The sequence below is a fragment of the Faecalibacterium sp. DFI.5.82 genome, from assembly GCF_029076575.1.
GTDB lineage: Bacteria > Bacillota > Clostridia > Oscillospirales > Ruminococcaceae > Faecalibacterium > Faecalibacterium duncaniae.
This window is the reverse complement of record NZ_JARFIS010000016.1, coordinates 17891-31247: the sequence shown is the minus strand read 5'-3', so window position 1 is coordinate 31247 and position 13357 is coordinate 17891. Positions and strand designations below refer to the sequence as shown.

Annotated in this window: 9 protein-coding genes; all 9 read left to right on the top strand. The window is 58.5% G+C overall.

The genetic code is table 11. From position 1 onward, the window contains the following. Positions 1-68: 68 nt before the first annotated feature. The 9 genes from P0G09_RS15020 to rfbB all read left to right on the top strand — a co-directional run bounded on the left by P0G09_RS15020 (position 69) and on the right by rfbB (position 13319). Positions 69-998, top strand: a complete 930-nt coding sequence (locus P0G09_RS15020) for an Abi family protein (RefSeq protein WP_227611987.1) — start codon at positions 69-71, stop codon at positions 996-998. Positions 999-1204: 206 nt separating this feature from the next. After that, complete coding sequence (gene clpB / locus P0G09_RS15015; RefSeq protein ID WP_275253055.1) at positions 1205-3817, top strand: ATP-dependent chaperone ClpB; 2613 nt, start codon at positions 1205-1207, stop codon at positions 3815-3817. 306 nt (positions 3818-4123) lie between these two features. After that, positions 4124-5443 (top strand): hemolysin family protein, encoded by a 1320-nt coding sequence (locus P0G09_RS15010; RefSeq protein WP_275253054.1) that lies wholly within the window; start codon positions 4124-4126, stop codon positions 5441-5443. A gap of 153 nt (positions 5444-5596) precedes the next feature. Beyond that, positions 5597-6667, top strand: a complete 1071-nt coding sequence (locus P0G09_RS15005; RefSeq protein ID WP_005936481.1) for a sporulation protein SpoIID — start codon at positions 5597-5599, stop codon at positions 6665-6667. A gap of 131 nt (positions 6668-6798) precedes the next feature. Then, positions 6799-9228, top strand: coding sequence for a glycosyltransferase family 2 protein (locus P0G09_RS15000; RefSeq protein WP_275253053.1), 2430 nt, complete (start codon positions 6799-6801; stop codon positions 9226-9228). Between the two features lie 4 nt (positions 9229-9232). Next, a complete protein-coding gene (locus P0G09_RS14995; RefSeq protein WP_117534606.1) occupies positions 9233-10024 on the top strand; it encodes a glycosyltransferase in 792 nt (263 codons plus the stop codon). 287 nt (positions 10025-10311) lie between these two features. Continuing rightward, positions 10312-11199, top strand: coding sequence for a glucose-1-phosphate thymidylyltransferase RfbA (gene rfbA / locus P0G09_RS14990; protein WP_005936491.1), 888 nt, complete (start codon positions 10312-10314; stop codon positions 11197-11199). Positions 11200-11218: 19 nt separating this feature from the next. Next, on the top strand, positions 11219-12139 hold the full coding sequence (gene rfbD, locus P0G09_RS14985) for a dTDP-4-dehydrorhamnose reductase (protein ID WP_005936494.1): 921 nt from the start codon (positions 11219-11221) through the stop codon (positions 12137-12139). A gap of 115 nt (positions 12140-12254) precedes the next feature. After that, positions 12255-13319 carry a dTDP-glucose 4,6-dehydratase gene (gene rfbB / locus P0G09_RS14980; RefSeq protein WP_005936500.1) on the top strand — a complete coding sequence of 355 codons (1065 nt, stop codon included), beginning with the start codon at positions 12255-12257 and terminating at the stop codon, positions 13317-13319. Positions 13320-13357: the final 38 nt, after the last annotated feature.

Here is a 13357-nt window from a genome sequence, read left to right as displayed (position 1 = left end):
CGGGGGAGCTCCTGCGGGGGCTCCCCTTCGTTTTATAATAAGAGGATGCTGCTATGCCAAAGCCATTTATGACCTATGACCAGCAGATTGCAAAGCTAAAAGAAAAACAGCTTATTATTCCGGACGATGCCAAGGCAAAAGAAGAACTGCGTCGGGTCGGCTACTACGCACTGATCACGGGGTATAAAGAACTGTTCAAAAATCCTACGACCCGCAATTACCGCGATGGCACGACGCTGGATGATATCGTGGCGCTCTACCATTTTGATGAGCACCTACGGGAGCTGACACTGCATTATCTTCTGCAGGTCGAACGCCACATCCGATCTTTGCTGAGCTATGCATTCTGTGACATCTTTGGCGACCAGCAGACGGCCTATCTGGATGCTGGAAATTTCAATGGAAGTTCGCCTAAGCGCCGGGCTGGGATTCAGGTGCTGATCGATAAACATCTGAATCCGCTTCTTACCCGGAAAAGCCAGCACGCTTACCTTGAACATTATAAGCGGGTTCATGGAAATGTACCGCTCTGGGTTCTGGTCAATGCCCTCACCTTTGGAACGCTTTCCAAGTTCTATGACCTTTCGGCACCACAGGTGCAAACTGCGGTCAGCTGTGAATTTGAGGGTATCAATGAGCAGCAACTCGTCAGACTGCTGGAAGTGCTGGCAGACGATCGAAACCGATGTGCACACGGCGAGCGCTTGTTCTCATACCGCTGTGCAACAAAGGATATCCCGGATCTGCCCATGCATCAGAAGCTTCAAATTTCCAAACGCGGCACTACTTACACGCAGGGCAAGCGCGATTATTTTGCGTTGGTCATTGCATTGCGTTACCTGCTCCCGGCAGAGGAATTTCTGGCCTATAAACGAAAGCTGAATGCCCTGATCCAAAAGGCGGTACAGGAGAACTCCCAGATTACAGAAAAGGCGCTGCTCAGTTTAATGGGCTTTCCGGAAAACTGGAAAAAAGTCTCGTCCTATCACAAGGTATAGCCAATGCCCTCTTCCATGCGAAGAGGGTTTTGCTTTTTTGCAAACAATTTGTGAATTGTTGCCGTACCATCGAAAACCCTATTGACAAAGTGGGGTGTTTGGAGTATAGTTTTAGCAGTCGAACAGATAGAGTGCTAAAAATGAAATGGCAATCGATCTGAAAGACTGCTGAAATAACACTTCCGGTACGAATGGAGGTCGATTCTATGAATACCAATCAATATACGCAGAAAACGCTGGAAGCTCTGCAGGCTGCCCAGCAGCTGGCTGTGGAGTACCAGCACAATGCTTTGGAGCCGGAGCATCTGCTGCACGCCCTGGCTTCGCAGGAGCAGGGCCTGATCCCGCAGCTTCTGCAGAAGCTGAACGTGGACCCGGGCAGCTTTGCCGCTGCCGTGGCCGAAAAGCTGTCGGCCCTGCCCCGGGTGTCCGGCTCCGGCCGTGACCCGGACAAGGTCTATATCTCGCAGGCAGCGGATAAAGTCCTGAGCGCCGCCGCCCGGGAAGCCAAGGCCATGAAGGACGAATACGTCAGTGTTGAGCATGTGTTCCTGGGCCTGCTGGATGAGCCGACCCAGAACACCACGGAGCTGTTCCGCGCTTTCAACATCAAGAAGGATGCGTTCCTGCAGCAGCTGACTGCCGTGCGCGGCAACCAGCGCGTGACCAACGACAACCCCGAGGATACCTACAACGCCCTGCAGAAGTACGGCCAGGATCTGGTCGATCTGGCCCGGAAGCAGAAGCTGGACCCCGTGATCGGCCGTGATCAGGAGATCCGCAACGTGATCCGTATCCTGTCCCGTAAGACCAAGAACAACCCCTGCCTGATCGGTGAGCCCGGCGTTGGCAAGACCGCCATCGCCGAGGGCCTGGCCCAGCGGATCGTGCGCGGCGATGTGCCCGAGAACCTGAAGGACCGCATCGTGTTCAGCCTGGACATGGGTGCGCTGGTGGCCGGTGCAAAGTACCGCGGCGAGTTTGAGGAGCGCCTGAAGAGCGTCCTGAATGAGGTCAAGAAGAGCGAGGGCAAGATCATCCTCTTCATTGATGAGCTGCACACCATCGTGGGTGCGGGCAAGACCGACGGTGCTATGGATGCAGGCAACCTGCTCAAGCCCATGCTGGCCCGGGGTGAGCTGCACTGCATCGGCGCAACCACGCTGGACGAATACCGCCAGTATATCGAAAAAGACCCCGCTCTGGAGCGCCGGTTCCAGCCGGTGCAGGTGGATGAGCCCACAGTGGAGGACACCATCTCCATCCTGCGTGGCCTGAAGGAGCGCTATGAGGTGTTCCACGGCGTGAAGATCAGCGATAATGCGCTGATCGCCGCCGCAACCCTCTCTGACCGCTATATCACGGACCGTTTCCTGCCGGATAAGGCCATCGACCTGGTGGATGAAGCCTGCGCCATGATCAAGACGGAGATGGACAGTATGCCCAGCGAGATGGATGATCTGGCCCACCGCATCACCCAGCTGCAGATCGAGCAGGTCAGCCTGAAAAAGGAGACCGATGCCCTGAGCCAGAGCCGCCTGCATGAGCTGGAAAAGGAACTGGCTGAGCTGCAGGATAAGTTCCGCAGCATGAAGGCAAAATGGGAAAACGAGAAGAACGCCATTGGCAAGGTGCAGACCCTGCGTGAGCAGATCGAGCAGACCAATGCCGCCATTGAGAAAGCCCAGCGTGAGTATGACCTGAACAAGGCTGCTGAGCTGAAATACGGCAAGCTGCCCGAGCTGCAGAAACAGCTGGAAGCGGAGGAAAAGCTGGCCAACGAGAAGAAGGAGGACAGCCTCCTGCGTGACCGCGTGACCGACGAGGAAATTGCCCGGATCGTGGCCCGCTGGACCGGCATCCCGGTGGAGAAGCTGGTAGAGGGTGAGCGCGAGAAGCTGCTGCATCTGGACGATGTGCTCCACAAGAGAGTCATCGGTCAGGACGAGGCCGTGACCAAGGTGAGCGAGGCCATCCTGCGCAGCCGCGCCGGGATTGCCAACCCCAACCGCCCCATCGGCAGCTTCCTCTTCCTCGGCCCCACCGGTGTGGGCAAGACCGAGCTGGCCAAGGCGCTGGCACAGGCTCTGTTTGACGATGAGCGCAACATGGTGCGTATCGATATGACGGAGTATATGGAGAAGTTCAGCGTCAGCCGCCTGATCGGCGCGCCTCCGGGATACGTGGGTTATGAGGAGGGCGGTCAGCTGACCGAGGCTGTTCGCCGCAAACCCTACAGCGTGGTGCTGTTCGATGAGGTGGAAAAGGCCCACCCCGATGTGTTCAACATCCTGCTGCAGGTGCTGGACGATGGCCGCATCACCGACAGCCAGGGCCGTACCGTGGACTTCAAGAACACGGTGATCATCCTGACCTCGAATCTGGGCAGTGACATCATTCTGAACGATCTGGAGCAGCGCCGGGCACAGGGCACCAACGAACTCAGCGACGAGGCAAAGCATCAGATCGACCTGCTGCTGAGGAGCAAGTTCCGCCCCGAGTTCCTGAACCGTCTGGACGAGATCGTCTACTACAAGAGCCTGACCAAGGACGAGATGCGCAAGATCGTGGATCTGCAGCTGGCAGACCTGCGCAGCCGCATGGACGAGGGCAAGCATCTGAATCTGGACGTGACCACCGCCGCCAAGGACTACATCATCGATTCTGCCTACGACAGCGTCTATGGTGCCCGCCCCATCAAACGGTTCATCCAGAGCCGGGTGGAGACTTTGATCGCCAAGGCGATCATTCAGGGCCGCTATGCCGAGGGCAGCACCCTGACCGTGGATTACGACGGAAATGCCCTTGTGCTGAAATGATTTTCCACAGTTTTACCAGTTTTGTACCTCTGTGCCGGCTGTAATGCTTGCATGGGGGTGCGGAATATGATATTATAACAAGTAACATTGATGTGCTTTTCATCGCGGAACAGCCACGGTGGAAAGCACATTTTTGTATCCCTAGGAAAGAACTCCTTCCGTCATCGCTGCGCGATGCTACCTCCCTCGGTGAGGGAGGCTGACCGTGCGGCAAGGCTCCCTCTTTGAGGGAGCTGGCTGTGAAGCAGACTGAGGGAGTCCGTTCTTTAATAAAAAACAGAAAGTTGAGTGTGATTTTCCTTTATTATGGACGATGGCAGTATGACGCTCTGGGCAGCGCTGGTGATCCTGGTGGGCTTCTCCGCCTTTTTCTCCGCATCCGAGACCGCATTTTCCTCCCTGAATCAGATCCGCCTGAAAAGCCGCGCCGAGGACGGCGATTCCTCTGCCGCCCGGGTGCTGAACATGGCGGAGCAGTATGACAAGCTGCTTTCCACCATCCTCATCGGCAACAATATCGTGAACATCGCCGCCGCTTCCATCGGCACCATCCTGTTTACCCAGATGCTGGGTGCCGAGCGGGGCGCAACGATGTCTACCATTGTGCTGACGATCATCGTGCTGATCTTTGGCGAAGTGACTCCCAAGAGCCTGGCCAAGGAGATGCCGGAAAAGGTGGCCACGGCAGTCTCGCCCTTCCTTGTGCTCCTGATGGCCCTGATGACCCCGCTGACCTGGCTGTTCACCCAGTGGAAAAAGCTGCTGGGCCACTTTGTCCACAGCGGCGAGGCCGATACCATCACAGAGGGTGAGCTGATGACCATGGTCAGCGAGGCTGAAAATGACGGCGAACTGACCGACCGGGAAAGCGAGCTCATCCGCAGCGCCATCGAGTTCGATGACGTGGAGGTGGAGGAGATCCTGACCCCCCGTGTGGATGTGGTGGCTGTGGAGGATGATATCCCGCTGGAGGAGCTGGCCCAGACCTTTGCGGAGTCCGGTTACTCCCGTCTGCCTGTCTACCACGGCACCATTGATAACATCATTGGTGTGGTACATGAAAAGGATTTCTATATCGCCCGCCTGAAAAAGGCGACCAAGATCGATGATCTGGTGGTGCCCACCCTGTATACCACGGGCTCCACGCAGATCTCCCAGCTGCTGCGCACCCTCCGGGAGCAGCACCACCACCTGGCCGTTGTTGTGGACGAATACGGCGGCACCGAGGGTATCATCACGCTGGAGGATATCCTGGAAGAGCTGGTGGGTGAGATCTGGGATGAGCACGACGAGGTCACTGAGGACTTCCGCAAGCAGTCGGACGGCAGCTGGCTGGTGTCCGGCTCTGCCAGCGTCGATGATCTGTATGAGGAGCTCGACCTGCCGGAGGAAGAGGATATCGATTCCAATACCGTCAACGGTCTGGTGCAGGAAAAGACCTGCCATCTGCCCAAGGTAGGCGACCGCTTTACCCTGGGCGAGTACGATGGTGTTGTTACCCGCACCGCCAAGCGCCGCGTGACGGAAGTGCGCCTGACCCCCGCCGCCCCGGCTGAGGATGCCGAGAAGGACGACGAAAAGGATAAGCGCTTCTCCCGCCTTGCACAGCGCGGGGAGAGCCGCTGACAGAAGCGTAAGATAGAAACAGTGAAACGCCGCCGGGTGGAGCTTTTGGCTCTGCCCGGCGGCGTTTTCTTGATTCAAGTCCTTGCCCGCGGCCCTGCACTGTGCTAAACTGAATAAAATACAGAACGCAGGAGGACAAGGAACTTGAAACGGATGTCGAAGTTTGCGCGCCGGTGTGCGGCGCTGATGCTGGCGGTGGTGCTGCTCTGCATGGCAGTGCCTGCCGCCTTTGCAGCGGAAGGGGACACCCTGCCCGCCGGTGCCACCACCATGGGCGGTGCCAACACTACTCTGATCCCGGACGAGGAGGAAAACTGCCTGAGCTGGCTCTTCGGCTCTGGCGATACCATCACCATGCCCTACCTGAACGTCAAGGGGCAGGGCCTGCGCCGGAACGTGACCCTGGATCTTGAGGACTGTCTGGTGGGCATCACCTACACCGAGCTGGGCTCCATCGGCAGCTATGTCAGTGACGCGGCGGCACAGCAGGCGTGGAAAGCGCAGGCGGTGGCCATCCACTCCTATCTGGAATACCACAAGAAATACGGCTCTTCGGCCAACGCGCTGGTGTACACCCCCGTGGATCAGATCCCTTCCTCTGCCCGCAGCGCCATCCGCAGGGCAGTATCTGAGGTCAAGGACGAGGTGCTGACCTGCAACGGCAGCGTCATCGATGCAGTGTGGTCGGCCAGCGCGGGGTACAACACCCAGACCGGCGTGTACGGCACCTGCTCCGGTCTGGATGCCTGGGGCACCGATGTGCCCTATCTGCAGAGCGTGGAAAGCCCCTACGAGGAGCAGTATCACAACCTGATGCGCCGGATCATCGGCAAGGATTACCGCTACATCGAGTATAACGACAGCAAGACCGGCCAGCCCTACGAGAGCGCCGACACCACTCATAAGGATCTGGGCGGCTTTGTCCAGTACAATACCTTTGTCTCGAACGGAAAGAGCTACCGCTACATCGGCCAGTTCGTTTCCTCCCGTTATTGCTTTGATTTCAGCGCGGACGAGAACGGAACCCCCTGCATGAACTACTATGGCTTCGGCCACGGTGTGGGCATGAGCCAGTGCGGCATGGTGGGCTATGCGCAGGAGCAGGGCATGGGCTACCGGGACATCCTGCGCCACTACTATACCGGCGTGTCCTTTGGCACGGTGGGCAGCGGCAGCTCGAACGGCGGCCTGTTCGGCTGGCTGTGGAGCCTGCTGGGGCTGTAATAAATTTTGCACCGGAAAGCGCAGGAAATGCGGAAAAGCGCTTCTCAAACGGGACGAAATCTGGTATACTATTATAGTTTGTAAAAATGCGTCTGGGCGGAGGAATGGCCCAGTGAAGTGGAGAAGTCGGAATGCAGTTGGAGAAAGCAAAGGAAACAAAGCAGGACATGGAGCGCTGCCGCCTGCTGGCACAGCGCATTGCGGAGGAGCTGGCCCCGGCAACAGCTGCGGTGCTGAACGCCGAGACCCCGGCACTGGAAAAGGCCCTGCACCGGGCGGGCGTGGATGCCAATCCCTTTACAGTGGCTGCCCGGCAGGCAGACCTGCTGGTGGTGGAGGACCCCGCCTGGGTGGAGATGCCCGCGCAGCTGCCCGGACAGGTGCTGCTGGTGTTTACCGGCAGCAACGTGGCTGAGGGCTGGGCCGAGGAGCTGGCCCGCCGGGGCTACTACCGGGATTTCCGCTGGCGCAGCCGGGGCCGTGCCCAGCAGTCGGCTCTGTACTGCACAGTCCAGCCTGCCACCGCCGAGATGATCGCGGGCTATGAGAAGGAGCTGGATCTCCTGCGTGACCGGATGGTGCGTGCCGAGCGCACCTGCAACGAGGAAGCCGCCCTCATTGAGCGGCTCCGCAGCGACCTTTCCCTGAGCCGCAGCCATGCCAAGAACCTGGAAAAGACTCTGAACGAGGTGACCAGCTCTACCTTCTGGAAGCTGACCTGGCCCATGCGGTATGTTGTCAGCAAGAGCCGCCAGATCTGGCACACCTTCCCGCTTTTCGTCCTGCTGGGTGAGCTGCGCCGGGACGGCATCTCGGGAGTGCGGGAGCACGCCCGCGCCAGGCGGGAGTATGCCGCCCTCTTCCCGGGGAACCTCCTGCGGGCCGACCGCTTTGCCCCGGTGGAGCTGCTGGTCAGGCAGGCGAACGATCAGCCTGCCGGTCCCAAGATCAGCATCGTGGTGCCTCTGTACAACACCCCGCTGGATTTCCTGGACGAGATGCTGGATTCCGTGGTGAACCAGACCTACAAGAACTGGGAGCTCTGCTGCGTGGATGCCGGTAAGGACGAGGCCGTAGGCCAGCATGTGCAGGTCCGTGCGAAGGCCGATGCACGCATCCGGTATCAGAAGCTGGAAAAGAATGAGCTGATCCCTGGCAACACCAACAAGGGCTTTGAGATGGCTACCGGTGAGTATATCGCCCTGCTGGACCACGATGACCTGCTGCATCCCTGCGCCCTGTGGTACGCGGCCAGGGCCATTGCCGAGCAGAAGGCCGACTTTGTCTACACCGACGAGGCGACCTTTGAGGGGAAGCCGGAGCATGTGGTGCTCTACCACTTCAAGCCCGATTTCATGCTGGACAACCTCCGCTCCAATAACTACATCTGCCACCTGACCGTGTTCAGCCGCGCCCTGATGGAGCGGGCCGGCGGCGGCGAGCGGATGGAGTACAACGGCAGCCAGGATTACGAGCTGTTCCTCCGCCTGACGGAGCAGGCTGAGAAGATCGTTCACATTCCTCATGCCCTGTATTACTGGCGCTCCAGCCCCGGCAGCACGGCGGCAGATATCTCCGCCAAGACCTACTGCATCGACGCAGGCATTGCGGCCCTCAAGGCCCACTATGCCCGCTGCGGGATCGCTGTGGACGATGTTGCCCTCATCCCCGGCACTCCGGGCTATTACAAGACCGATTACACCATTGAGCACCCGGGCCGGGTGAGCATCCTCATCCCCACCTGCGACCACATCCGGGATCTGGAGCTCTGCGTGGATTCCATCTATGCCCGCACCACCTACCCGGATTTTGAACTCATCCTCATCGAGAACAACAGCAAGCAGCCCGAGACTTTCCGCGCCTACGAGCGGATGCAGAAGGAACACCCGGACAACCTCAAGGTCGTGACCTGGGAGGGCAAGGGCTTCAATTACAGCGCCCTGAACAACTTTGGCGAGCAGTATGCCACCGGCGAATATCTGCTGCTGCTCAACAACGATACCGAGGTCATCACCCCCAACTGGCTGGAGGAAATGGTCATGTACGCCCAGCAGAAGCGGGTGGGCTGTGTGGGTGCAAAGCTGCTCTACCCCGATGACACCATTCAGCATGCCGGCATCGGCTTTGGCATCGGCGGCGTGGCGGGCCACCTGCACAAGTATTTCCCGGCGGCATCCGATGGCTACATGGGGCGGCTGAACTATGTGCAGGATGTTTACGGCGATACCGCCGCCTGTCTGCTCATCCGCAGAGAGATCTATGATGAGATGAACGGCCTGGACGAGAGCTATGCCGTGGCCTTCAACGATGTGGATTTCTGTGTCCGTGTGCGGGAAGCGGGCTACACCAACGTGTTTACCCCCTTTGCCCAGCTCTACCACTACGAGAGCAAGAGCCGCGGCACCGAGGACAACCCCGAAAAGCAGAAACGCTTCCAGGGCGAGGTGCTCCGCTTCCAGGCCCGCTGGGGAGACCTGCTGGCCGCGGGCGATCCCTGTACCAACCCCAACTTTGATATCCAGCGTGAGGACTTCACGCTGAAGATCCTGCCTTTGGAGTGAATTGATGAAACTATCAGCCTGTATTGTTGTTTACAACGGCTATGACGAGGCGCTGAAGGCGGCGCAGACGGTGCTGCACTGCACGCGCCGCTACCCGGTGACCCTGTATCTGGTGGACAATGCCAGCCCGGACGGCAGCGGCAAAAAGCTGGAGCAGGCCGTGGCGGACGGCCTGCTGGCAGCAGGTCCGGGCCAGCAGGTGGTGGTGCACTGCCGCACCGAGAACGGCGGCTTTGGCACCGGCCACAATATGATCCTGCCCGAGCTGGACAGCGATTTCCACTTTATCCTCAACCCGGATATCCAGCTGACCGCTGATACCCTGAGTGATCTGGCCGACTGGATGGCCGCCCACCCGGATGCCGTGATGGCCCGGCCCTCGCTGGTGTTCCCGGACGGCAAGCCCCAGCAGCTGCCCCTGCGTCGGTGCGCCCTGCGGCCCATGCTCTACCGCCAGCTGCCCCGGCTCAGCTTCTGGAAATGCCAGAACGACCACTACCTGATGCTGGATGAGGACCTGACCAGGCCCATCGAGATCGAGTTCTGCACCGGCAGCTTTTCCGGTGTGCGCACCAGCACCTTCAAGGCGGTGGGCGGCTTTGACGAGAGCTACTTCATGTATGTGGAGGATGCGGACCTCACCCAGAAGATGCGCACCCGGGGCAAGGTGTATCTGGTGCCCCAGTATACCGCCATCCACGCCTGGCACCGCGCTGCCCACCGGGATCTCAAGCCCGCCCTCTGGCAGACGGGAAACCTGCTGAAGTATTTCCATAAGTGGGGCTTCAAGTGGTAAGAAACGCTCCACCATCGCGATGTGCTGCCGCCGTGGGCGGCTGAACGGTTCTGTTTGACGGCCTGTTTCGGAAAAAATTCTGGAACAGGCCGTTTTTTCTTGCTTTTTTTTCGATTTGAGAGTAGAATAAGGTGTAAAACTATCTGATGCCGCCCCGCGCGGCCGGAACTTTTACCCTGTAACTTTGTTGACAGCGGACGCAGCTCCGCTTTGAATATTACGAGGTGAGCGTTTCACCCCGTATAGCTGCACAACTTTTTCAATACAAATAAAGGAGTGCACAAATTATGAAAGGCATTATTCTGGCCGGCGGTGCCGGCACCCGGCTTTATCCGTTGACGATGGTCACCAGCAAGCAGCTGCTGCCTGTCTACGATAAGCCCATGATCTACTATCCTCTGTCCACCCTCATGCTGGCGGGCATTCAGGATATCCTGATCATCTCCACCCCCACTGATACGCCGCGCTTTGAGGCGCTGCTGGGCGATGGCAGCCAGTACGGCATCCATCTGCAATATAAGGTCCAGCCCTCTCCCGATGGTCTGGCACAGGCCTTTATTCTGGGCGAAGAGTTCATCGGCGACGACTGCTGCGCCATGATCCTGGGCGACAACATCTTCTACGGCAACGGCTTCTCCAAGATCCTCAAGACTGCCGCCGCCAATGCAGAGACCAAGGGCCGCTGCACTGTGTTCGGCTACTATGTGCAGGACCCCGAGCGTTTCGGCATCGTGGAATTTGACCAGAACGGCAAGGTGCTGAGCGTGGAAGAAAAGCCCGAGCACCCGAAGAGCAATTACGCCATCACCGGCCTGTACTTCTACAACAAGGAAGTGGTCCAGATGGCAAAGCAGGTCAAGCCCTCTGCCCGCGGTGAGCTGGAGATCACGACCCTGAACGATATGTACCTGAAGAAGGACGAGCTGGATGTTCAGCTGCTGGGCCGCGGTTTTGCATGGCTGGATACCGGCACGATGGAGAGCCTGGTGGATGCCGCCGACTTCGTCCGCATGGTCGAGAAGCGTCAGGGAATCAAGATCAGCGCTCCCGAAGAGATCGCCTTCAAGTACGGCTGGATCGACCGCGAGACCCTGCTGGAGAGCGCTTCCCGCTATGGTAAGAGCCCCTACGGCCAGCACCTCAAGAACGTGGCCGATGGAAAACTGAGATATTGATGCAGGAGGGGAATCACCCATGAAAATCATCGTCACCGGCTGCAAGGGCCAGCTTGGCACCGAGATCATCAAGCAGCTGCGGGAGGGCCGCAGCGAGATCGGCCCCATTCCCGAAAAGCTGATGAATGCCACCGTGATCCCGGTGGACCTGCCGGAGCTGGACATCTCCAACTATAAGATGGTGGATGACTTCATCCGCCGCCAGCGCCCGGATGTCATCATCAACTGCGCCGCCTACACCAACGTGGATGGCTGCGAGGTGAACCACGACGCAGCCTTCAAGGCAAACGCTCTTGGCCCCCGCAATCTGGCACAGGCCGCCGAAAAGACCGGTGCCCGCCTGGTGCATGTCTCCACGGACTATGTGTTCTCCGGCCGTGAGAACGGCGGCATTGCACAGGACGAGGCCACCATCCCCGGCCCCATCAGCGCCTACGGCTCCACCAAGCTCATGGGCGAAAAGTATGTGGAGCAGTTCTGCCACCGCCACTTCATCGTCCGCACGGCATGGCTGTACAGCTACTACGGCAAGAACTTCGTCAAGACCATCGTCAACGCCGGCCGGAAATTCGGCAAGCTGGAAGTGGTCAACGACCAGTGCGGCAACCCCACCAACGCGGTTGACCTGGCCCATGAGTTGCTGCAGCTCTGCGTGACCCATGAGTACGGCCTGTATCACTGCACTGGTGAGGGCATCTGCTCCTGGTACGATTTTGCTTCCGAGATCATCCGCCTGTCTGGTGTGGATGCCTCTGTGGCCCCCTGCACCAGCGAGGAGTACAAGGCCAAGCATCCCGAAAGCGCCGACCGCCCCAAGTGGAGCGCACTGGACAACCGGATGCTCCGCTGCACCGTGGGCAACGATGTGCGGGACTGGAAAGAGGCCCTGGCCTGCTTCTTCGCCCACTGGGACGGCGAGAATGGGATGAAAACGAATTAAACCTCTCAGTCAATGCTTCGCATTGCCAGCTCCCCTAGTAGGGGAGCCCTTGGCATAGCGAGAAACAGCTGCGCAAAACCTGAGAATGATAGAAATAAAGGGAAGATAATACTTTATGAAAAAATATCTGATCACCGGCTGCGCCGGTTTTATCGGCTCCAACTTTGTCCACTATATGCTCAAGAAGTACCCCGAGATCCTGCTGGTCAACTTGGATAAGCTGACCTACGCGGGCAATCTGGAGAACCTGAAGGATGTGGAGGGCGACCCCCGCCATGTGTTCGTGCAGGGCGACATCTGCGACAAGGAGCTGGTGGAGAGCCTGTTTGCAAAGTACGATTTCGATTATGTCATCAACTTTGCCGCTGAGAGCCATGTGGACCGCTCCATCAAGAACCCCGAGATCTTTGTCCAGAGCAACGTCATGGGCACCGTGAACCTGCTGCAGCGTGCAAAGGAAGCCTGGTACGATGCCGATGCCAAGACCTGGAAGGAAGGCAAGAAGTACCTGCAGGTCTCCACCGATGAGGTCTACGGCGCTCTGGGTGCCGAGGGCTACTTCATGGAGACCACCCCGCTGTGCCCCCACAGCCCCTACTCCTCCTCCAAGGCCAGCGCTGATATGTTCGTTATGGCATTCCACGATACCTACGGTATGCCCATCAACATTACCCGCTGCTCCAACAACTACGGCCCCTATCAGTTCCCCGAGAAGCTGATCCCCCTGATGATCAACAACGTCAAGCACCACAAGCAGCTGCCTGTCTACGGTGACGGTATGCAGATCCGTGACTGGCTGTACGTTGAGGATCACTGCAAGGCCATCGATATGGTCTGCAACGGCGGCAAGATCGGCGAGGTCTACAATGTGGGCGGCCACAATGAGCGCCCCAACATCTTCATCGTCAAGACCATCATCGCGCAGCTGCACGATCGCCTGAAGGACGACGGCATCAGCGAGGATCTGATTAAGCACGTTGCCGACCGTCTGGGCCATGACCGCCGCTACGGCATCGACCCCACCAAGATCAAGAACGATCTGGGCTGGTACCCCGAGACCCCGTTCGAGAAGGGCATCGTCCTGACCATCGACTGGTATCTCGACCACGAGGAGTGGATGGAGCACATCACCAGCGGCAACTACCAGAAATACTACGAGGAAATGTACAAGAATAAGTAAGTTCTTGTTCGGTATATTGAAAAAGAGGGAACGTCCAT